At 70.5% G+C, this 20,873-nt stretch carries 18 protein-coding genes; 10 read left to right on the forward strand and 8 right to left on the reverse strand.

The genetic code is table 11. The annotated features are described in order from the left end of the window. Nucleotides 1-542: 542 nt before the first annotated feature. The 4 genes from ACIPJI_RS05085 to ACIPJI_RS05100 are packed head-to-tail and all read left to right on the forward strand — an operon-like array spanning nt 543 to nt 4,080. Nucleotides 543-2,030 carry a TraR/DksA family transcriptional regulator gene (locus tag ACIPJI_RS05085; protein ID WP_402244521.1) on the forward strand — a complete coding sequence of 496 codons (1,488 nt, stop codon included), beginning with the start codon at nt 543-545 and terminating at the stop codon, nt 2,028-2,030. A gap of 60 nt (nt 2,031-2,090) precedes the next feature. Next, entirely contained in the window at nt 2,091-2,651 is a 561-nt protein-coding gene (gene lspA, locus ACIPJI_RS05090) for a signal peptidase II (RefSeq protein WP_307705890.1), read from the forward strand. Between the two features lie 17 nt (nt 2,652-2,668). After that, nucleotides 2,669-3,610 (forward strand): RluA family pseudouridine synthase, encoded by a 942-nt coding sequence (locus tag ACIPJI_RS05095; RefSeq protein WP_159692909.1) that lies wholly within the window; start codon nt 2,669-2,671, stop codon nt 3,608-3,610. Then, nucleotides 3,607-4,080 (forward strand): GNAT family N-acetyltransferase, encoded by a 474-nt coding sequence (locus ACIPJI_RS05100; protein ID WP_402244523.1) that lies wholly within the window; start codon nt 3,607-3,609, stop codon nt 4,078-4,080. Before ACIPJI_RS05095 ends, ACIPJI_RS05100 begins: the two co-directional genes overlap by 4 nt. A gap of 50 nt (nt 4,081-4,130) precedes the next feature. Here ACIPJI_RS05100 and ACIPJI_RS05105 read toward each other — a convergent pair whose 3' ends face one another. Then, nucleotides 4,131-5,285 (reverse strand): mechanosensitive ion channel family protein, encoded by a 1,155-nt coding sequence (locus ACIPJI_RS05105; protein WP_402244525.1) that lies wholly within the window; start codon nt 5,283-5,285, stop codon nt 4,131-4,133. Nucleotides 5,286-5,331: 46 nt separating this feature from the next. Between ACIPJI_RS05105 and ACIPJI_RS05110 the strand changes: the two genes are divergently transcribed. Continuing rightward, complete coding sequence (locus ACIPJI_RS05110) at nt 5,332-5,901, forward strand: dienelactone hydrolase family protein (protein ID WP_005318723.1); 570 nt, start codon at nt 5,332-5,334, stop codon at nt 5,899-5,901. A 74-nt stretch (nt 5,902-5,975) separates the two neighbouring features. Here the strand turns inward: ACIPJI_RS05110 and ACIPJI_RS05115 are convergent, their stop codons facing one another. From ACIPJI_RS05115 to ACIPJI_RS05135, 5 genes are all read right to left on the reverse strand, one after another. After that, a complete protein-coding gene (locus ACIPJI_RS05115; RefSeq protein WP_402244526.1) occupies nt 5,976-6,974 on the reverse strand; it encodes a zinc metalloprotease in 999 nt (332 codons plus the stop codon). 285 nt (nt 6,975-7,259) lie between these two features. Next, a complete protein-coding gene (locus tag ACIPJI_RS05120) occupies nt 7,260-8,906 on the reverse strand; it encodes an alkaline phosphatase D family protein (protein WP_402244528.1) in 1,647 nt (548 codons plus the stop codon). A 126-nt stretch (nt 8,907-9,032) separates the two neighbouring features. Further along, complete coding sequence (locus ACIPJI_RS05125; protein ID WP_356624737.1) at nt 9,033-9,848, reverse strand: DsbA family protein; 816 nt, start codon at nt 9,846-9,848, stop codon at nt 9,033-9,035. Nucleotides 9,849-9,905: 57 nt separating this feature from the next. After that, a complete protein-coding gene (locus ACIPJI_RS05130; RefSeq protein WP_356624735.1) occupies nt 9,906-10,613 on the reverse strand; it encodes a hypothetical protein in 708 nt (235 codons plus the stop codon). 62 nt (nt 10,614-10,675) lie between these two features. Further along, nucleotides 10,676-12,001, reverse strand: coding sequence for a DUF2252 domain-containing protein (locus ACIPJI_RS05135; RefSeq protein WP_402244530.1), 1,326 nt, complete (start codon nt 11,999-12,001; stop codon nt 10,676-10,678). A 233-nt stretch (nt 12,002-12,234) separates the two neighbouring features. On the opposite strand from ACIPJI_RS05135, the gene dnaE reads away from it, so the two are divergent. Then, the gene (gene dnaE / locus ACIPJI_RS05140; RefSeq protein WP_307705883.1) at nt 12,235-15,774 is read left to right on the forward strand and encodes a DNA polymerase III subunit alpha; all 3,540 of its coding nucleotides are present in this window, start codon (nt 12,235-12,237) and stop codon (nt 15,772-15,774) included. Between the two features lie 79 nt (nt 15,775-15,853). On the opposite strand, the gene ACIPJI_RS05145 is transcribed toward dnaE, so the two are convergent. Next, entirely contained in the window at nt 15,854-16,027 is a 174-nt protein-coding gene (locus tag ACIPJI_RS05145) for a hypothetical protein (protein WP_182327616.1), read from the reverse strand. Between the two features lie 235 nt (nt 16,028-16,262). Between ACIPJI_RS05145 and ACIPJI_RS05150 the strand changes: the two genes are divergently transcribed. Genes ACIPJI_RS05150 through ACIPJI_RS05165 form a run of 4 tightly spaced genes read left to right on the forward strand, consistent with a single transcriptional unit; the run spans nt 16,263 to nt 20,083 of the window. Beyond that, a complete protein-coding gene (locus tag ACIPJI_RS05150) occupies nt 16,263-17,555 on the forward strand; it encodes an NYN domain-containing protein (RefSeq protein ID WP_307705882.1) in 1,293 nt (430 codons plus the stop codon). A gap of 29 nt (nt 17,556-17,584) precedes the next feature. Further along, nucleotides 17,585-18,550, forward strand: a complete 966-nt coding sequence (locus ACIPJI_RS05155; protein ID WP_356624748.1) for an ABC transporter ATP-binding protein — start codon at nt 17,585-17,587, stop codon at nt 18,548-18,550. Then, complete coding sequence (locus tag ACIPJI_RS05160; protein ID WP_356624732.1) at nt 18,547-19,371, forward strand: ABC transporter permease; 825 nt, start codon at nt 18,547-18,549, stop codon at nt 19,369-19,371. The genes ACIPJI_RS05155 and ACIPJI_RS05160 overlap by 4 nt, the downstream gene beginning before the upstream one ends. A gap of 34 nt (nt 19,372-19,405) precedes the next feature. Beyond that, the gene (locus ACIPJI_RS05165; protein ID WP_402244533.1) at nt 19,406-20,083 is read left to right on the forward strand and encodes an ABC transporter permease; all 678 of its coding nucleotides are present in this window, start codon (nt 19,406-19,408) and stop codon (nt 20,081-20,083) included. Between the two features lie 276 nt (nt 20,084-20,359). Here ACIPJI_RS05165 and ybaK read toward each other — a convergent pair whose 3' ends face one another. After that, the gene (ybaK, locus tag ACIPJI_RS05170) at nt 20,360-20,872 is read right to left on the reverse strand and encodes a Cys-tRNA(Pro) deacylase (protein ID WP_356624728.1); all 513 of its coding nucleotides are present in this window, start codon (nt 20,870-20,872) and stop codon (nt 20,360-20,362) included. Nucleotide 20,873: the final 1 nt, after the last annotated feature.

Here is a 20,873-nt window from a genome sequence, read left to right on the forward strand (position 1 = left end):
ACAGTTTCTCTTCCGTCGGAGGGACGAGAGCGCCGATGCTGCGCGCCTCCCGCGGTACCACCCTCCTTGGCGGTGCACAGGTCACCGCCCCCTCATTGGGGTCGCGACGCCGGTTCTACCGGCCGCGGGATCCCCGCGGCTTTCTTCCGGCGGCTCCGGGGTGATGCTTCACGTCGCGCTCGCCCCCGGGCTCTCACCGTCCCCGGGTCGCTCATGGCTGCGTACGCCGCTACTCGTCCCCATCCACGCCTTTCGCTGCGCCCAGTGTACGGGCCTCCGCGTCGGGCGTCCGACCGGTTTTCGACCGCGGCGCGGTTGACCCGAATGGCCACACCGGTCACGTGGACGTCCTCCCGGGGTGCGGTGCGGCCCGCACGGCGGATTACCGGGCGGAGAGCTGGGCACAACCGATGCAGTCCCGGGTTCTCGCAGCGCGGGGCGGGCCGAACCGGCGGCGTGCCCCGTTGCCGCGGGGCTGGGGTCGATTTATCGTCCCAGCACGATTCGCGAGCAAGATCACAATATGTGAAGGGGCCGCGGCCATGGTGGCGAAGAAGACTGCCGGGGAGACGGCGTCCGCGCGTGCCGCCGCCGCGGGGGCGACGTCCGGGAGGCCCGCCTCCCGGGAGCCCTCCGGGAAGAAGGCCGCGCCCCGGAAGTCCACGTCCAGAGCCGCCGGCACCGCAGTGGAGCCGGCGGCCCGCAAGACGGCCGCCACGAGGGCGCCGGGCTCGGTGGCCCGCACCACCGGCAGGTCCGCGTCACGCAAGACGTCAGGCGGCGGGACTCCGAACAAGACGACGGCGAGCGGGTCGACAGCCAGGAAGGCCCCGGCGAAGAAGGCGGTGGCCGAGGAAGAGGCAGGGACCAAAGGCGCGGCCCCGGCCGCGGCGAAGAAGGCGACCGAGCAGGTAGCCGGCAGCACGACAGCCAAGGAGACCTCAGCGAAGAGGACCACGACCACGACGAACACGGCCCGGACCGGGGCCGCCGCAAAGAAGGCAGCGGCCGAAGAGGCTGCGGCCGAGATGCCGCCGGCCGGCAAGGCGGCGGCCAGAACCAAGAAGGCGGCCACCGCCGGCAAGGCCGGCACCAAGAAGGCAGCGGCCGAGGTGACGACCGCGGCCGGCGAGGCTGCGGCCGGGAAGCCGCCGGCCGAAGCGGCGCCGGCCGCGGAGCCTGCGGACGAGGTGAGGGCCGCGGCAGCCGAGAAGCCGGCAGCCGAGACGGCGCCGAGCGGGACAAAGAAGGCGGCCACCAAGAAGGCGGCCACCGCCCGCAAGGCGGCTGCCAGGACCAAGAAGACGAACCTGGCCAAGAAGGCGGTGGCCGAGGACGCCGCCGAGGCGGGGTCGGCCACCAAGGCCGCCGCCGCGGCGGACGGCGCCGAGAAGGCGGCGCCGGTGAAGAGGACCACGGCCCGCAGGGCCGCGAAGAAGGCCGGTACGGACGCCGATCCGGCGCCCGTACCGGTGACCACGGAGGTCGCCGACCAGGCGACCGCCGCGACACAGGCCGCGAAGCAGACAGGAGCCAGGACGGTGGCAGCGAAGAAGACCGCGGGTAGGGCATCAGGCGCAGGCGGGAGCGCGGTGGCGGTTCCCACGGTCCGCGCGGCGGCCGCGACACCGCCGGGCGAGCTGGCGGTGCGGCCCGGTGAGGATCCATGGACGCAGGAGGAGGTGGACGAGGCGCGGGCCGAACTCGAAGGCGAGGCGGCGCGGCTGAACGCGGAGATCACCTCCTCGGAGGCGGCGCTCGCAGGGCTGATGCGGGACTCCGGCGACGGCGCCGGCGACGACGAGGCCGACACCGGCGCGAAGAACATCACGCGCGAGCACGAGATGGCGCTCGCGGCCAACGGCCGCGAGATGCTCGAGCAGACGGAGCGTGCTCTGCAGCGGCTCGACACCGGCACGTACGGTCTGTGCGAAAGCTGCGGCAAGCCGATCGGCAAGGCCCGTATGCAGGCGTTCCCGCGGGCGACCCTGTGCGTCGAGTGCAAGCAGAAGCAGGAACGCAGAGGCTGACCGCGCGGAGGTGTGCCGTACCCTCGTCCTCAGTCAGGAACCTAGGGTTGAGGGACTCACGTGGCAGAGGCGGAGCGCATCATCGGTACGCCAGATGTTGACGACGAGGCTGCGGCGCCCGCCGAGCCGCCGAAGGGCAAGCGCAAGATCGCCGTGCTGTTCGCGGTGGCGCTCGTCGCCTATCTGCTCGACCTCGGCAGCAAGCTGCTCGTGGTGGCCAAGCTGGAGCACCACGAGCCGATCGAGATCATCGGCGACTGGCTGAAGTTCGAGGCGGTACGGAACCCGGGCGCCGCGTTCGGCATGGGTGAGGCCTTCACCATCATCTTCACCTTCATCGCGGCGACCGTGATCGTCGTGATCGTGCGGCTGGCGCGCAAGCTCTACAGCGGTCCGTGGGCGCTCGCCCTCGGTCTGCTGCTGGGCGGGGCGCTCGGCAACCTGACGGACCGGATCTTCCGTTCGCCCGGCGTCTTCGAGGGCGCGGTCGTGGACTTCATCGCGCCCGCGCACTTCGCCGTCTTCAACCTCGCGGACTCCGCGATCGTGTGCGGCGGTGTCCTCATCGTGCTGCTGTCGTTCAAGGGCCTGGACCCCGACGGGACAGTTCACAAGGACTGACAAGGCATACTCGACGGGTGAGTACGATTCCCGAGATCCGCACCCTGCCCGTACCCGACGGCCTGGAGGGTGAGCGTGTGGACGCCGCCATCTCCCGGATGTTCGGGTTCTCCCGTACGAAGGCTGCTGAGCTGGCCGCTGCCGGGAAGGTGCAGGTCGACGGCTCGGTCGTCGGAAAGTCCGAGCGTGTGCACGGCGGCGCCTGGCTCGAGGTGGAGATGCCGCAGGCCCCCGCACCCGTGCAGATCGTCGCAGAGCCCGTCGAGGGCATGGAGATCGTGCACGACGACGACGACATCGTCGTGATCGTCAAGCCGGTCGGTGTGGCCGCGCATCCCAGCCCCGGCTGGACCGGCACCACTGTCATCGGCGGTCTCGCGGCCGCCGGTTACCGCATCTCCACGTCGGGCGCCTCCGAGCGCCAGGGCATCGTGCACCGTCTCGACGTCGGCACGTCCGGGCTGATGGTCGTCGCCAAGTCGGAGCGCGCGTACACGCTGCTGAAGCAGCAGTTCCGGGAGCGGGTCGTCGACAAGCGCTACCACGCGCTGGTGCAGGGCCACCCGGACCCGCTGAGCGGCACCATCGACGCCCCCATCGGCCGGCACCCCACCCTGGACTACAAGTGGGCGGTCACGGCGGAGGGCAAGCCCTCGGTGACGCACTACGACCTGATCGAGGCCTTCCGCGCGGCCTCGCTGCTGGACATCAAGCTGGAGACCGGCCGCACGCACCAGATCCGGGTGCACATGGCCGCGCACCGCCACCCCTGTGTGGGTGACCTGACGTACGGCGCCGACCCCACGATGGCGAAGCGGCTCGGTCTGACCCGGCAGTGGCTGCACGCCGTGCGACTCGGCTTCGAGCACCCGTCGGACGGGCAGTGGGTGGAGTACGAGAGCACCTACCCGGCCGACCTCCAGCAGGCGCTGGACCGGATCGAGGCGGAGAGCGCGTGACGGTGTACAGCGTGCGGGTGGCAGTGGGCCAGGCCGACCGCGAGGCGTGCTTCGCCGTCCGCAAGGAGGTCTTCGTCACCGAGCAGCAGGTGCCGGAGGAGATCGAGTACGACGCGTTCGACGCCGAGGACGCGGACACCGTCCACGTCCTCGCCGTGGCCGAGGACGGCCGCCCGCTCGGTACCGGGCGGCTGCTGCACGGCGCCTCGGCGCTCAAGAAGACCGGCGGCGACCTCAGGGTCGGTTCGCTCGGCAGGCTCGCGGTCAGCAAGGCGGCGCGCGGCCTCGGCGTGGGCGTGGCGCTCGTGCGCGCCATAGAGGAGGCGGCCCGGACGCGTGGACTCGCGGCCGTGGACCTGCACGCGCAGACCCACGCGCTCGGTTTCTACGAGCGGCTCGGGTACGCGGCCTACGGCTCCGAGTTCCTGGACGCCGGCATCGCGCACCTGGCGATGCGGCGGGCCCTCTAGGGCCTGCCCGGGTCTGTCGACCGGACAGGCCCTTCGGTACGCCGGCGCCGTCAGCCGCGGCCCGTGCGGGGGGCCTCGTCGCTCGTGGGCGTGTAGTCCCCCGCGTTGTTGCTGTGGATCTCTTCCTCCCGCGGGGGAGCGGACTGCCGCGGCCACTGGCCGTCCGGCGGCAGGGAGGCCACGGCCGTGGCGATACGGGGCAGGGCGTACGGATGCTTCTCGTACAGCCAGGCGATCATCTGCTCCCGCACCGTGCAGCGGGCCGTCCAGATGTCGTCGGCGTCCTTCGCGGTCACGACCGCACGGACCTCGATCGTGCTGGGTGTGGTGTCCGTCACGGCCAGGCTCCAGTCCCTGCCGTCCCAGGCCTTGCAGCCGGCGAGGATCTCCTGGAGCTTCTCGCGCATCAGAGCGACCGGTGCCGAGTGGTCCAGCTGGAAGTAGACCGTCCCGGTCATCTGGGCCCCGCCGCGTGACCAGTTCTCGAACGGCTTGCTCGTGAAGTACGACACCGGCATGGTGATGCGGCGCTCGTCCCACGTCCTTACGGCGAGGAACGTGAGGGTGACCTCCTCCACGACGCCCCATTCGCCGTCCACCACCACCGTGTCGCCGATGCGGACCATGTCACCGAAGGCGATCTGGAAGCCGGCGAAGAGATTGCCCAGGGTGGACTGGGCCGCGACACCGGCGACGATGCCGAGGATGCCCGCGGACGCCAGCATCGAGGCGCCGAACTTCTCCATGGCGGGGAACGTCAGCAGCATCGCGGAGACGGCGACCACGGCGACGACGGCGGTGACGATCCGCCTGATCAGCGTGATCTGGGTCCGCACCCGGCGGACCCGGGCCGGATCGCGGGTGGAGGACGCGTAACGGGTGTACGAGGACTCCACGACGGCGGACACGATGCGGGTCACCAGCCAGGCGCTCGCGCCGATCAGGACCAGCGAGAGCACATGGCCGATGGCCGTCTCATGGCGCTCGACGAGCGACCAGCGGGTCTCCCGGTAAGCACCCCTCAGCAGTGCCCCGAGGACCACCACCTGGAGCGGCACCCGACAGCGGCGCAGCATGTCCCACAGGGGGGTCTCCGGGTGGCGGTCGTCGATCCTGCGCAGCACGCGGTCGGCGGCCCAGCCGAGCGCGAGGGTGAGCAGGACCGCTCCGCCGAGGACGGCCGCCGGGCGCAATATGTTCTCCATATCTCCGTAACTCCGTGCCGGTGAAGGTGGCTGGCAGGATGGCCGGATGAACGTCATCCTTTTCCATTCGACCTTCGGTCTGCGCCCCGCGGTGCACGCGGCCGCGGACCGGCTGCGTGCCGCAGGGCACGAGGTGCGCGTGCCCGACCTGTTCGAGGGGCAAACCGCCGGGACCGTCGAGGAAGGCAGAGACCTCAGGGAGAAGATCGGCACGGACGAGCTGCTGCGGCGGGCGATCCACGCCGCCGCGCCCTACTCCGACCAGGGGTTGGTCTATGCCGGGTTCTCGCTCGGCGGGGCGCTCGCGCAGAATCTGGCGCTCGGTGACGAGAAGGCGCGCGGGCTGCTGCTTCTCCATGGCACGTCCGACATCGCGGAGGGCGCGAGCGTGGACGGCCTGCCGGTGCAGCTGCACGTCGCGGACCCGGATCCGTTCGAACCGCACGACTGGCTGAACACCTGGTACCTGCGGATGCAACGGGCGGGTGCGGACGTGGAGGTGCACCGCTATCCGGGGGCCGGGCATCTGTTCACCGACCCCGATCTGCCCGACTACGACGAGACTTCGGCGGAGCAGACCTGGCGGACGGCCCTGGGGTTCCTGGAGACGCTCTGAGGAGCGGAGGGTGAGCACGGCGGTCCGCCCGGCGCGCACCGGGCGCGCCGGGCGGACCGGTCGGAGCGGTTCGATCAGGCGCGGTACGCCGTCCAGTGGTCCTTCATCCGCTGCACCTGGCCCGAGGTGAACTGGTACATGCAGGCGTCGTACGTGTAGTCCATGAAGTTGTGGATCGGGTCCACACCGGTCTTGCTGGCGCAGCTGTCACGGCCCGTCGGGCAGGCGTACGCCGGGCTCTTCTCGGCCGGGGTGTCGGTGACGTAGTCGCCGTTGCCGTTACAGCCGCCCTGGAAGGTGTGGTACAGCCCCATCCAGTGGCCGACCTCGTGGGTGGCGGTGTCGCCCTCGTCGTAGTTGGCGGCCGAGCCGCCGGGCAGCGAGGAGTCGAGCACGACCACGCCGTCCATGGACGGGTTGGAGTTGTACGAGGACGGGAAGGTCGCCCAGCCGAGCAGGCCGCCGCCGAGCTTGGCGGTGTAGAAGTTCAGCGCGCCGGCGCCGCCCTGGCGGAGGGTGGACTTCATCTGCTTCTCGGCGGTGGAGCCCGAAGTCAGGTTGTACCAGGAGGCGTTGTTCGTGTAGTCGGTGCCGGCCAGGGTGAACTGGAAGCCCGAGTCGACGTTGCCGGTGCCCTGGCCGGCGTAGGCCGCGTTCAGGACCGCGAGCTGACTGCTGATCTGCGCGGCGGTGAGCTTGCCCGTCTCGCCGTCGTGGATGACGTGGAAGTAGACCGGGATCGTCGTCGCGGCGGCGGCGGAGAGGTCACGGCCGGTGGTTCGGGCGGCGTCGAGCCGCTTCTTGAGGTCCGCGTCCATGGCCTTCGCCTTGGCCTCGGAGATCTCGTTGGGCTCGTGGGCGTGGCCGGCGCCGGGACGGGTCTCACGGGCGGCGGCGCCGGCGTGCGCGTCCTCGGCGCAGTCCTCGGCGGTGGCGGCGGCTGAAACGGCCGCCTTCGGCGCGGCGACGCTGCCCGGGGCGGAGAGCGGAGCGAAGGCCAGGGTTCCGGCCATGATCGCCGTACCGACTGCGCGGTGGCGCAGTCGGGGGGATATACGGGCAAGAGCGCGCATTACGTCTCCTCGCGGGGGGTTGTGAAGGGGGCCTTTCCTGGCCACCGCGGGGAGATTACGGGTGCATGTCAGATCTTGATGAGGATCCTTCAAGCCCAATCAATGCAAGGGTGATTACGGACATCGGGGAGAAACGTTTCGGCCGTGTCCGGGGTTTGAGATACGCACGTAACGAATGCAGTGACGACGACGGGTGGTGTGTCCGCATTGATGGTGCGGAACACGCCACCCGTCGTGATGATGTGATCTGCCGTTAACGTATCGCCGTGTGGCTGGAAATCGCCCCTAGCGCACGGGCTGGTTCACCCGCTCGACCTTCTGCGTTCCGCTGAGCGTCCGGTAGGAGCGGGACCACGAGGACGATGCGTCCTGCTTCGTCCGGTCGGAGATCGTGTAGTAGTCCATCTGCGAGCGCTCGGCCGTCACGTCGAGCACGCCGTAGCCGTGGGCGTCCATGTCGACCCACTTCACATGGCGGTTGGCGGCGCGCACCGCCGCGGACGCGACCAGCGAGACGGTCCCCGGTGCGACATGGAGGATGTCGTCCAGGTTGTCCGAGCTCACCGATGTCACGACGAACTCGGTCGCCGCGGACGCGGAGAGCGGATACGTCGCCGCCCTGACCGGGACGTCGTTCGCCCACGCCATGTGGATGTCGCCGGTGAGGAAGACGGTGTTCTCGATGCCGTGCCGCGTCAGGTGCGCCAGCAGCTCCTTGCGGTCGTCCGTGTAGCCGTCCCACTGGTCCACGTTGACGGCAAGCCCCTCCTTGGGCAGACCCATCAACTCGGCTATCGGCTCCAGCAGATGCGCCGGAAGCGAACCGAAGGCGACCGGCGAGATCATCACCGAGGTGCCGACCAGCTGCCACGACGCGTCGGAGGCGGCGAGTCCGGACTTCAGCCAGTCCAGCTGCGCCCGGCCGGTGAGCGTGCGGTCCGGGTCGTCCACATCGCCGTTGCCGATGCCCGACTGCTGCGAGCGGAACGAACGCAGGTCCAGCAGATGCAGATCCGCGAGCTTGCCGAAGCGCAGCCGCCGGTAGACGGTGCCCTCGGTGGAGGTGCGCACCGGCATCCACTCGAAGTACGCCTGCTTGGCCGCCGCGACCCGGGCCGCCCACTCGCCCTCGGCGCCGGGCGTGTGGTTCTCCGCGCCGCCCGACCAGGCGTCGTTGGCGAACTCGTGGTCGTCCCATATCGCTATCAGCGGGTGCGCGGCGTGCAGCGCCTGGAGGTCGGCGTCCGTCTTGTAGGTGGCGTGCCGAAGCCGGTAGTCGGCGAGCGTCACGATCTCGTGCAGCGGCGCGTGCTTCCGTACGCCGTACTCCTCGGCCGGGTAGCCGCCGGCGGCGTACTCGTAGATGTAGTCGCCGAGATGCAGGACCGCGTCGAGGTCGCCGCGGGCCGCCAGGTGCCGGTACGCGGAGAACCAGCCGGCCTCCCAGTTGGCGCACGACACCACGCCGAAACGCACGCCCGGCGTGGCCGCGTCGGTGGCGGGGGCGGTACGCGTGCGGCCCACGGGGGAGACGGCGCCGCCGGCGGTGAAGCGGTACCAATAGGAGGTCCCCGGACGCAGACCGCGCACATCCACCTTGACGGTGTGGTCGAAGGCCGCCTTCGAGACGGTGGTGCCGCGGGCCGTGACCCGGGTGAAGCCCCGGTCCTCGGCGACCTCCCAGGCCACCTCGGTGTCGGCGCCCTTGCCGGAGCCGGGCAGGGCGTCCGCGCTCGGAGTGACGCGGGTCCACAGCAGTACGCCGTCGGGCAGCGGGTCACCGGAGGCGATGCCGTGGAGGAATGCGGGAGCCTGGTCCGCCGCGCCGGCGGGGGAGGCGGTGGCCGCGAGAACGGGTGCGGCGACAGCGGTGGCGGCAGCGGCCTTGACGACCGTGCGGCGACTGGGAGTTGAGGAAAATCGACTGGTCACGGCCGATCAGACTACTGATCAGTACGTCGAATGGGCGGGCGAACGTAAAAAGTTCGCCCGCCCATCCGGAGCGGTAAACCAGCGTTTCGCCCTCCGGACCGCCGACGGCCTCCGGGAGGGCGGGGATCAGCCCGCCAGCGCCTTGTCGATCGCCGTGCTGAACTCCTGCACCGTCATGGGCGCGTTGTCGCTGCCTTCCGCGGTGACCTTCTTGCCGTCCATCTTCAGCGTCGGCGTGCCGTTGACGCCGCTCTTGTCGAACGTCTCCGACATCTTCATGGCCCAGGCGTCGAACGTCCCGTCCTCGACGTTCTTCTTGAACTCCGCGTTGCTCTTGAGCGCGGGCACCGAGTCGGCGACCTCGAGGAGGTAGGAGTCCTTGGCGAACTTGTCGTCGCTCTCCTCGGGGTGGAACTCGGCCGAGTACAGCGCCGACTTGTAGGCGAGGAAGGCGTCGGGGCTCACGTTCAGCGCGGCTCCGAGCGCGCTCAGCGCGTTCTTGGAGCCCTCGCCGTTGGTGGCGTCGTCGATGAAGGTGGCGCCGATGTACTTGATCTTGTACTTGCCGGCCTCGACGTCCTTGTCGACCGTCTCGCCGACCGCCTGCTCGAAGGTCGCGCAGACCGGGCAGCGCGAGTCCTCGTACAGCTCCAGCGTCTTCTTCGCGCTGTCCTTGCCGACGACGACAGTCGTCCCGTTCGTGCCGGAGGTGTTCTTCGGCGCGGTGACGTTCGACTCCTTGGCCACCGACTCCCAGTGGCCGGGCTTGTTCGCCTGCATGATGCCGAAGCCGATACCGCCGGCGACGGCGAGCACCGCGATGCCCGAGCCTATGACGACGAGCTGCCGGCGGACCTTGTCCTTCTTGGCCTGCCGCTCGCGCTCCTGGCGCAGCCGCTCGCGGGCCGCCGCCTTGTTGGCCTGGGTGTTGCGCTTGCTCATGATGATTCACTCCGTGTGGGGTCGTACGGGGACGTAAGAAAAAGGGGGGTCTCCGGTTCAGGCGCAGAGCGCGACAGGAACGGGTGGTCCCCTCCGTCCCACGGAGTGCACCAGCACGCGAGTGCGGGAAGAGCGTGGCAGGTACCGGCCAGGACGTGACGCCGGCCGCGCGGGGCCGGGGGCGTGCACCGCGGCCACCGCCAGCAGCAGCGGCCGGAAGGCGACGGCGCCGACCGCCCGCACCAGAGCGGCCAGCGCGGCCTCGCCGCGCCGCAGCCAGGCCGCGGCCAGCAGGCCGACACAGACGTGGGCGGCCAGCAGCAGCCAGGGCTGCGCCGGGTCGGGGCTGCTCAGCAGGGCAGCGAGTCCCTGCTCGTCCCCGGGCAGCGCCGTGCCCGGCAGCGCCGAGCCGACCTCGCCGCCGCACAGCACGTCGAAGCCGACGGCGCGCAGCGAACCGGCGACCGGTCCGCCCGCGGGGCCGTAGCAGACATGCTGGCCGGTGGTGAAGACCGTGTCCGCGGCCAGCTCCAGCGGGATCAGCAGCCCCGCTATGCGCCAGAACCCGCGCTCCCTGCCCGACAGCGCGAAGGCGGCGGCGAACACGGCTGCGGCGAGAGCGGCGACGGTGGACAGCGGAAGCGGGGCGCGGGACAGCAGCACATGGGAGGCGGCGGACAGCGTCACGACCAGTGCCGTGAAGATCGCTGCCCGCAGCCCTCTGAGCCGCATCCCGGACATGTCCATCGCCGCCGAGTGTGCCATGGGTTCCTTAAGAGCCTCTTAAAAGCGGAGCCTCGTGAAGATCTCCGGGCGAGCGCCCGCGCCTACAGGCCCGGGATCCGGCCGTTGCGGAACAGGTCGACGAAGATCTGGTGGTCGGCCCGCGCCGTCGCGCCGTAGCGGTGCGCGAAGTCCACGAGCAGGTCACCGAAACCTTCCTCGTCCGCGGCGATCGCCGCGTCGATGGCCCGCTCGGTGGAGAACGGCACCAGGGAGTGGCCGCTCTCGTCGTCGGCGGCGGCGTGCATGGTCGCCGTCGCCCGGCCGAGGTCGGCGACGACGGCGGCGATCTCCTCCAGGTCGTCGATGTCGGACCAGTCGAGATCCACCGCGTACGGCGAGACCTCCGCCACCAGCTGGCCGGAGCCGTCCAGCTCCGTCCATCCCAGCCACGGGTCGGCGTGGTCCTGGAGGGCGCGCTGCGAGATGACCGTGCGGTGCCCCTCGTGCTGGAAGTACTCGCGGACCTTTCGGTCGGTGATGTGCCGGGAGACCGCCGGGGTCTGGGCCTGCTTCATGTAGATCACGACGTCGTTCTCCAGGGCGTCGCTGTTGCCCTCCAGCAGGATGTTGTACGAGGGCAGGCCGGCCGAGCCGATACCGATGCCGCGCCGGCCCACGACGTCCTTGACGCGGTAGGAGTCGGGGCGGGTCAGGCTGGACTCCGGCAGTGTCTCCAGATAGCCGTCGAAGGCGGCCAGGACCTTGTACCGGGTGGCCGCGTCCAGCTCGATGGAGCCGCCGCCGGACGCGAACCGGCGCTCGAAGTCGCGGATCTCGGTCATCGAGTCCAGCAGCGAGAACCGGGTCAGCGAGCGCGCCATCCTCAGGGCGCCCAGCAGCGGCCCGTCCGCCGTGTCCAGCGTGAAGGGCGGCACGTCGTCGTCCTTCGCGCCGGTCGCCAGGGCGTGGATGCGCTCCCGGTAGGCGGCCGCGCAGATCCGCACCAGTTCCGTGATCCGCTCGTCGCTCAGCGCCTTGGTGTAGCCGATCAGGGCCAGCGAGGCGGCCAGCCGCTTCAGGTCCCAGGTGAAGGGGCCGACGTACGCCTCGTCGAAGTCGTTGACGTTGAAGATCAGCCGGCCGTTGGCGTCCATGTACGTGCCGAAGTTCTCCGCGTGGAGATCGCCGTGGATCCACACCCGGCTCGTCCGCTCGTCCAGGTACGGACCGGCGTGCTGTTCCCGCTCCATGTCGCTGTAGAAAAGACAGGCCGTGCCCCGGTAGAACGCGAACGCCGAGGCCGCCATCTTGCGGAACTTGACCCGGAAGGCGGCCGGGTCGGCGGCCAGGAGCTCGCCGAAGGCGGTGTCGAAGACGGCGAGGATCTCCTCGCCGCGCTGTTCGGCGGTGGTCTGCGGGACCGGCATCTCTGAGCGCCTCCTGGTACATGACAAATGGGACAGCATTTCCGCCCCGTCCAACGCATGAAGGTACGCGGGAGTGCCCGCCCGTCACTCAGCCACCGCCCCTCATCGAGGGGCTGCGCCCCGCGGCATTCCCCCCGTAGTGTCAGTGCGGCGACGTAGACTTCCACGCTGTCCCCCAAAGCGGGGGTCTGGGGGTCGCCCCCCAGGAGATTGCAGCCCGGAGGCCCGCCGCCGTGACCAAGCCGCCCTTCACGCACCTTCACGTCCACACCCAGTACTCGCTGCTGGACGGTGCTGCGCGGCTCAAGGACATGTTCGAGGCGTGCAACGAGATGGGCATGACCCATATCGCCATGTCCGACCACGGCAACCTGCACGGGGCGTACGACTTCTTCCACTCCGCGAAGAAGGCCGGCGTCACGCCGATCATCGGCATCGAGGCGTACGTCGCCCCCGAGTCCCGGCGGAACAAGCGCAAGATCCAGTGGGGCCAGCCGCACCAGAAGCGCGACGACGTCTCCGGTTCCGGTGGTTACACCCACAAGACGATCTGGGCGGCGAACGCCACCGGCCTGCACAACCTGTTCCGGCTCTCCTCCGACGCGTACGCGGAGGGCTGGCTGCAGAAGTGGCCGCGTATGGACAAGGAGACCATCGCCCAGTGGTCGGAGGGACTGATCGCCTCCACCGGCTGTCCCTCCGGAGAGCTGCAGACCCGGCTGCGCCTCGGCCAGTTCGACGAGGCCCTGAAGTCCGCCTCCGAGTACCAGGACATCTTCGGCAAGGACCGGTACTTCCTGGAGCTGATGGACCACGGCATCGAGATCGAGCGCCGCGTCCGCGACGGACTGCTGGAGATCGGCAAGAAGCTCGGCATCCCGCCCCTGGTCACGAACGACTCCCACTACACCTACGCGCACGAGGCCGCCGCCCACGACGCGCTGCTGTGCATCCAGACCGGCAAGAACCTCTCCGACCCCGACCGCTTCCGGTTCGACGGCACCGGCTACTACCTGAAGTCGACCGACGAGATGTACGCGATCGACTCCTCCGACGCCTGGCAGGAGGGCTGCCGCAACACCCTGCTGGTCGCGCAGCAGGTCGACACGGAGGGCATGTTCGAGGCCAAGAACCTCATGCCCAAGTTCGACATCCCCGAGGGCCACACCGAGGTGACGTGGTTCAAGGAGGAGGTCATGCGCGGCATGGAGCGCCGCTTCCCCGGCGGCATCCCGGAGGACCGCCAGAAGCAGGTCGAGTACGAGATGGACGTCATCATCCAGATGGGGTTCCCGGGGTACTTCCTCGTCGTCGCCGACTTCATCATGTGGGCCAAGAACCAGGGCATCGCGGTGGGCCCCGGCCGTGGTTCCGCGGCGGGCTCGATCGTCGCGTACGCGATGGGCATCACCGACCTCGACCCGATCCCGCACGGTCTGATCTTCGAGCGGTTCCTCAACCCCGAGCGCGTCTCCATGCCCGACGTCGACATCGACTTCGACGAGCGCAGGCGCGTCGAGGTGATCAGGTACGTCACGGAGAAGTACGGCGCCGACAAGGTCGCCATGATCGGCACGTACGGCAAGATCAAGGCGAAGAACGCCATCAAGGACTCCGCCCGCGTGCTGGGCTATCCGTACGCGATGGGCGACCGGCTCACCAAGGCCATGCCCGCCGACGTCCTCGGCAAGGGCATCGACCTCAACGGCATCACGGACCCCTCGCACCCGCGGTACAGCGAGGCCGGCGAGATCCGCGCGATGTACGAGAACGAGCCGGACGTGAAGAAGGTCATCGACACCGCCAAGGGCGTCGAGGGCCTGGTCCGGCAGATGGGCGTGCACGCCGCCGGCGTGATCATGTCGAGCGAGACCATCACCGAGCATGTCCCCGTGTGGGTCAGGCACACCGACGGCGTGACCATCACCCAGTGGGACTACCCGCAGTGCGAGTCGCTCGGCCTGCTGAAGATGGACTTCCTCGGCCTGCGCAACCTCACGATCATGGACGACGCCATCAAGATGGTGAAGTCCAACAAGGGCATCGATCTGGAGATGCTCTCCCTGCCGCTCGACGACCCCAAGACCTTCGAGCTGCTCCAGCGCGGTGACACCCTCGGCGTCTTCCAGTTCGACGGCGGGCCCATGCGCTCCCTGCTGCGGCTGATGAAGCCCGACAACTTCGAAGACATCTCCGCCGTGTCCGCGCTCTACCGCCCGGGCCCGATGGGCATGAACTCGCACACCAACTACGCCCTGCGCAAGAACAAGCAGCAGGAGATCACGCCGATCCACCCGGAGTTGGAGGAGCCCCTCCGGGAGGTCCTGGACGTCACGTACGGCCTGATCGTCTACCAGGAGCAGGTGCAGAAGGCCGCCCAGATCATCGCCGGGTACTCGCTCGGCGAGGCCGACATCCTCCGCCGCGTGATGGGCAAGAAGAAGCCCGACGAGCTCGCGAAGAACTTCGTCCTCTTCCAGAAGGGCGCCCGCGAGAAGGGCTACAGCGACGAGGCCATCCAGGCCCTGTGGGACGTGCTGGTCCCCTTCGCCGGATACGCCTTCAACAAGGCGCACTCCGCCGCGTACGGCCTGGTCTCCTACTGGACGGCGTACCTCAAGGCCAACCACCCCGCCGAATACATGGCGGCGCTGCTCACCTCGGTCAAGGACGACAAGGACAAGTCGGCCGTCTACCTGAACGAGTGCCGACGCATGGGCATCAAGGTGCTGCCGCCCAACGTCAACGAGTCCATGTCCAACTTCGCCGCGCAGGGCGACGACGTGATCCTCTTCGGCCTCACCGCCGTGCGCAACGTCGGCCAGAACGTCGTCGAGTCGATCATCAAGACCCGCAAGGCGAAGGGGAAGTACAGCTCCTTCCCGGACTTCCTCGACAAGGTCGAGGCCGTCGTCTGCAACAAGCGCACCATCGAGTCCCTGATCAAGGCCGGCGCGTTCGACGAGATGGGCCACACCCGCAAGGGCCTCGTCGCCCACCACGAACCGATGATCGACAACGTGGTCGCGGTCAAGCGCAAGGAGGCCGAGGGGCAGTTCGACCTCTTCGGCGGCATGGGCGAGGAAGTGAGCGACGAGCCGGGCTTCGGACTCGACGTCGAGTTCTCCGACGTCGAATGGGACAAGTCGTACCTGCTCGCGCAGGAGCGCGAGATGCTCGGCCTCTACGTCTCCGACCACCCGCTCTTCGGCATCGAGCACGTCCTGTCCGACAAGACGGACGCCGCCATCTCCCAGCTCACCGGCGGGGAGCACGCGGACGGCGCGGTCGTCACCATCGGCGGCATCATCTCCGGCCTGCAGCGCAAGATGACCAAGCAGGGCAACGCGTGGGCGATCGCGACCGTGGAGGACCTGGCCGGCTCCATCGAGTGCATGTTCTTCCCGGCGACCTACCAGCTCGTCTCCACCCAGCTCGTCGAGGACACCGTCGTGTTTGTCAAGGGCCGCCTCGACAAGCGTGAGGACGTCCCGCGACTGGTCGCGATGGAGCTGATGGTCCCCGACCTGTCCTCCGCCGGCACCAACGCGCCGGTGGTGGTGACGATTCCGACGGTCAAGGTCACGCCGCCCATGGTCAGCCGCCTCGGCGAGATCCTCAGCCACCACAAGGGCAACACCGAGGTACGTATCAAGCTCCAGGGCCCCCGCAAGACCACGGTCCTGCGGCTCGACCGGCACCGTGTCCAGCCCGATCCCGCCCTCTTCGGCGACCTCAAGGTGCTGCTCGGCCCGTCCTGTCTGGCCGGCTGACCGGTTCCGTACGCAGAAGGGGCGCTCCCGTCGTCACGGGAGCGCCCCTTCTGGCGTTGGGCGATCAGCCTCTGATCAGTCAGTTGTGACCGAAGCGCTTCTGCCGGCCCTTGTGAGCCACGTCGGAAGGTGTGACCGCCTGCGCCCGCTGCTCGGCCTGGGCCTCCATCGAGGAGCTGCGCGCCTGCTGGGCGCCGCGCTCCGCGGGAGAAGCCTTGCTCTGAGTGCGCTCCTGCTTCTTGTTCTTGGCCATGGGATGCCTCCTGTGGGGGTTTAGGGGCCAGGGCCGCGACCAGACTCACATACCCGTAAAACCGCCGCATTTTGGATCATTGCGGACCGTAGTCGGCCCCGGTGAGCAGGTGTGCGGTGCGATCCGCCACGCCGATGATCGAGTTCCGGCCGTCAACCCTCCCGTGGTCGGGCAGACTCGAAGGAAACCCGCAACAATCCCGGATCTCGAAGCACCGTTGAGCTCCCGAAAGAGGGTGGAACGCGTGGACCGCTGCGTCGTCCTGGTGGACGCCGGCTATCTGCTGGGCGCCGCTGCCAGCCTTCTCGCCGGGGAGCCCGCACGATCGCGGATCACCGTCGACCACGCGTCCCTCATCCAGGGCCTGCGCGAACTCGCGGAAGCCGACACCCGGCAACCCCTGTTGCGGATCTACTGGTTCGACGGCGCCCCCGACCGTGTCCCGCAGCCCGAGCACCGGCGGCTGCGGGTGATGCCCCGGGTGACCGTCCGGCTCGGCGCCCTGACCCGCAGCGACGGACGCTGGGCGCAGAAGGGCGTCGACGCGGCGATGCACGCGGAGCTCACCGAACTGGCCAGGAACCGCGCCTGCTCCGACGTGGTCCTGGTGACCGGTGACGGCGACCTGCTGCCCGGCCTGATGTCCGCGAAGGAACACGGGGTCGCCGTCCATCTCTGGGCCGTGCAGGCCGCGGACGGCGACTACAACCAGTCGGAGGACCTCGTCGCGGAGGCCGACGAGCGCCGGGTCCTCGACCGGGCCTGGATCACCCGGGCCGTACGGGCCAAGGAACTCACCGGCATCTGCGCGCCGCCGCCGGTTCCCCGGCCCGAGATCGCGGCCATCCTCTCCGCGCCGCTGCCCGAGTCCGCGCTCGCCGCCGCCGCGGAGCGCGCGGAGGACGCCGTGCGCAACGGCACCAGGACCGCGCCGGCCGAGGACGGCGGGCAGCCCGCACCCGCCCCGGCCGGCCCCAAGGGCGGCGTGCCCACCCCCAAGGACCTCGCCGGGCTGCGCGCCCCCGGCCAGCCGTCCTCCCACCCGGCACCCCACCCGCCGAACGCCACCCTGCGCTGGTCCTCCGACAAGGGCTGGATCGAACGGCCCGGCGGCGGAACACTGGGCGAACCCCCGGAGACCGCCTCACTGCCCACCCTCGCCCAGCTCACCAGCGCCGAACAGCGCTGGGCCGACCGCGAGGAGGACATCACCACCGTCGGCGGCGACCCCTTCGAGGTCGGCCAGGTCTTCGCGCGGCGCTGGATGGAGCGGCTGCCGGAGAACGGCCACGTACAGAAACTGTCCACGCTCTACCCCCGCATCCCGCACCGCATCGACGGCGAACTGCTGCGCTACGCAGCACGTTTCGGACTTCTCGCGCACAAGGACGACCAGATCGACGAGCACGACCGCTACGCGATCCGGGCCGGCTTCTGGCGGGAGATCGACGTACGGACGGCCGCAGATCACGGCCCGGCGGGTGAGCAGCCGGGGCCCGAGGGCATCCGGGGCGGACGGACCCCGTAGTCTCGTACCTCGTGAGTACGGTGTGCGTGGTGCGGGATCTGGTCAAGACGTACCCCGCCGCGCGCGGCAGACGGGGCACGCCGGGGACACCCGAGGTGCGTGCCAGCGACGGCATCAGCCTCGAGGTGCGGCGCGGCGAGATCTTCGGGCTGCTCGGACCCAACGGCGCGGGCAAGTCGACCTTGGTGCGACAGCTCACCGGCCTGATGCGCCCCGACGCCGGCACGGTCCACGTCCTCGGCCACGACCTCGTACGCCACCCCGAGCGCGCCGCCCGGCTCATCGGCTACCTCGGCCAGGAGTCCACCGCGCTCGACGAACTGACCGTCGCGCTCGCCGCGGAGACCACCGGGCGGCTGCGCGGACTGGCCGCACGCGAAGCGCGCGCGGAACGGGACGCCGTCCTCGAGGAACTGGGCCTCACCGGCCTCGCCGGCCGCCCCCTCAAGAAACTCTCCGGCGGACAGCGCAGGCTCGCCTGCTTCGCGGCGACCCTGGTGGGCGAGCGGCCGGTCCTGGTGCTGGACGAACCCACCACCGGGATGGACCCCGTCGCACGGCGCGCCGTTTGGGCCGCGGTCGACCGGCGCCGCGCGGAACACGGCGCGACGGTGCTCCTGGTCACCCACAACGTCATCGAGGCGGAGACCGTGCTCGACCGGGTCGCCGTCCTCGACCGCGGCCGGGTCATCGCCTGCGACAGCCCCTCCGGGCTGAAGGAACACGTCGCCGGCGAGGTACGGGTCGAGCTGGTGTGGCGCGAGCGCGCCCCGCTCGACGTGCCCGAGGTCGCCGCGCTGCGCGGCTCCGCGCAGGAATCGGGGCGGCGCTGGGTCCTGCGGCTCGCCCCGGAAGAGGCACGGGCGGCGGTCGCCGCGGTGACCGGCGGCGCGGCCTTCGCGGCGCTCGACGACTTCACCCTGGCCACCCCGAGCCTGGAGGACGTGTACTTGGCACTCGGGGGGAACGCGACGAAGGGGCTGGTCAAGGCGTGAGCATCGTGTCCGCCAAATCCGACGCGGTGGTGTCCGCGCGCCGGACGCCGGCGGAGGAGACGACCGCCGCGCCGCTCGCGCCGAGAGCGCGGCTGCTGCCGGCGCTGGCGGCCGTGTACCGGGCGCAGCTGTCCCGTGCGCGGGTCGCCCGCATCCCGCTGCTGTTCGTGGCGACGTTCCAGTCCGTGGGGATCATGGTCCTGATGCGGGGCGTCGTCGACGGCGGCGCGGAGGCGCGCGCGGTCGTGGCGGGCGCGAGTGTGCTCGTCGTCGCCTTCGTGGCGCTGAACCTGCTCGCACAGTACTTCGGCCAGCTACGCGCCGGAGGCGGCCTCGACCACTACGCCACCCTGCCGGTGCCGCCCGCGGCCGTGGTGCTCGGCGCTGCGGGCGCGTACGCCTCCTTCACCGTGCCGGGGACGGTGGTGACGGCCGTCGCGGGAAGTGTGCTGTTCGAGCTGCCGCTGACGCATCTGTGGGTGCTCGCAGCCGTCATCCCGCTGTCGGGCGCGGCCCTCGCCGGACTGGGCGCGGCCCTCGGCCTGCTGGCGCCCCGCCAGGAAATGGCCACGCTGCTCGGGCAGCTGGGCATGTCGGCGGCGCTGCTGCTCGGCGTGCTGCCGGCCGACCGGCTGCCGGAACCGGTCTCCTACGCGCGTGATCTGCTGCCGTCCACCTACGGGGTCGAGGCGATGGCCCGGACCTTCGACGCCCACCCTGACTGGCCCGCTGTCGCCCTCGACCTCGCGGTCTGCGCGGCCGTCGGCGTCGTCTCACTGGCGGTCGCGACGTGGGCCTACCGGCGGGCAGCGGTCCGGTGAGGCGTCACCCGGGCGGGCCTGGCACGATGGCGGTGTGACCGCACCTCTGACGCCGCCGCACCAGCCGCACGAGCCTTCCCGGGACGACAACGTCCGGCAGGCGCCGCCCGCCGGACCGGGGCCGTCCTCGATGTACGCGTACGACACGGCGAAGGACGAGGCCGAGTCGGCCGCGGAACTGCGGAAGGACCTGCGGGACTCCGCGCTGATCCTGGTGGCCGTCACGCTCCTGGGCATCGCCCTGGGCTTCCTCTGGCTGTGGCTGGCGCCGCGGGTACCGCTGGTCTCCAACGACGAGGCGGTCTTCCTCAAGGACACCGAAGGCGAGGAGGCGATCGGCGCGGACGGCACGTTCCTGCTGCTGGGCGTCGCTCTCGGTGTGCTGACCGCGGTGGCCGTCTTCCTCTTCCGCAGGCGCGGCGGCATCGCGCTGGTGCTCGCCCTGGCGGTCGGCGCCGTGCTCGGCTCCTTGCTGGGCTGGGGCATCGGTGTGTGGTTCGGCCCGTCGCGGGACGTGGTGGAGCAGGCGCGCCAGGTCGGCGAGGGGGTCACCTTCGACGCGTACCTGGATCTGCGGGCGAAGGGGGCGCTGCTGGCGTGGCCGGTGGCGGCGATGCTGGTGCATCTGGGGCTGACGGCGCTGTTCGGGCCGCGGGATCCGGAGCCGGAGTGGCCGACGGGGCCGACGGGGGCGCCTGCGCCCCGGCAGTGACGTTTCCCTTCGGGCGGCGGCGCGGTGTCCGCTGCGGCGGGCGTTTCCCCACCCCTCCCCCGACGGCCTGGCGGCCGTGGGGGGACCCCACTTCCCGAACCGGGGCAAGCCCCGGGCCCCGTACCGCGCTTCGCGCGGTGTTTCGGGGGCTCTGCCCCCGGGCCCCCGCGCCTCAATCGCCGGCGGGGCTGGAAATGCCTCCTGCAAGCGCGGTGCGGGGCCGGGCGGAGCCCGGCTCGGGAAAGGGGCGGGGAGGGGACAGGTACCCCGCGGGGGCTACGCGCGGGCGATCGGGGCCAGGGTTGCCGAGGTCAGGGACGTCAGGTCCGTCGGGGACAGTTCGACCTCCAGGCCGCGGCGCCCCGCCGACACGCAGATCGTCTCGTGCGCCGACGCCGACGTGTCCAGCACCGTGGGCAGCCGCTTGCGCTGCCCGAGCGGCGAGATGCCGCCGCGGACGTAGCCGGTGGTGCGTTCCGCCGCCGCCGGGTCCGCCATCGTCGCCCGCTTGCCGCCGACGGCCGATGCCAGCGCCTTCAGGTCGAGCTGGCCCGCGACCGGGACGACCGCCACCGTCAGCGCGCCGTCCACGTCCGCGACGAGTGTCTTGAAGACCCGCTCGGGGGAGACGCCCAGCGCTTCCGCGGCCTCCTCGCCGTACGAGGGCGACGACGGGTCGTGCTCGTAGGCGTGCAGGGTGAACGGGGTGCCCGCCGCCGTGAGGGCGACCGTCGCAGGCGTGCCGCCCGACTGCTGCTTCTTCGTCTTCTTCGTCGCGTTCTTCGCCACG

It is taken from the genome of Streptomyces sp. NPDC086835, from assembly GCF_044745705.1.
In the GTDB taxonomy this organism is placed as follows: Bacteria; Actinomycetota; Actinomycetes; order Streptomycetales; family Streptomycetaceae; genus Streptomyces.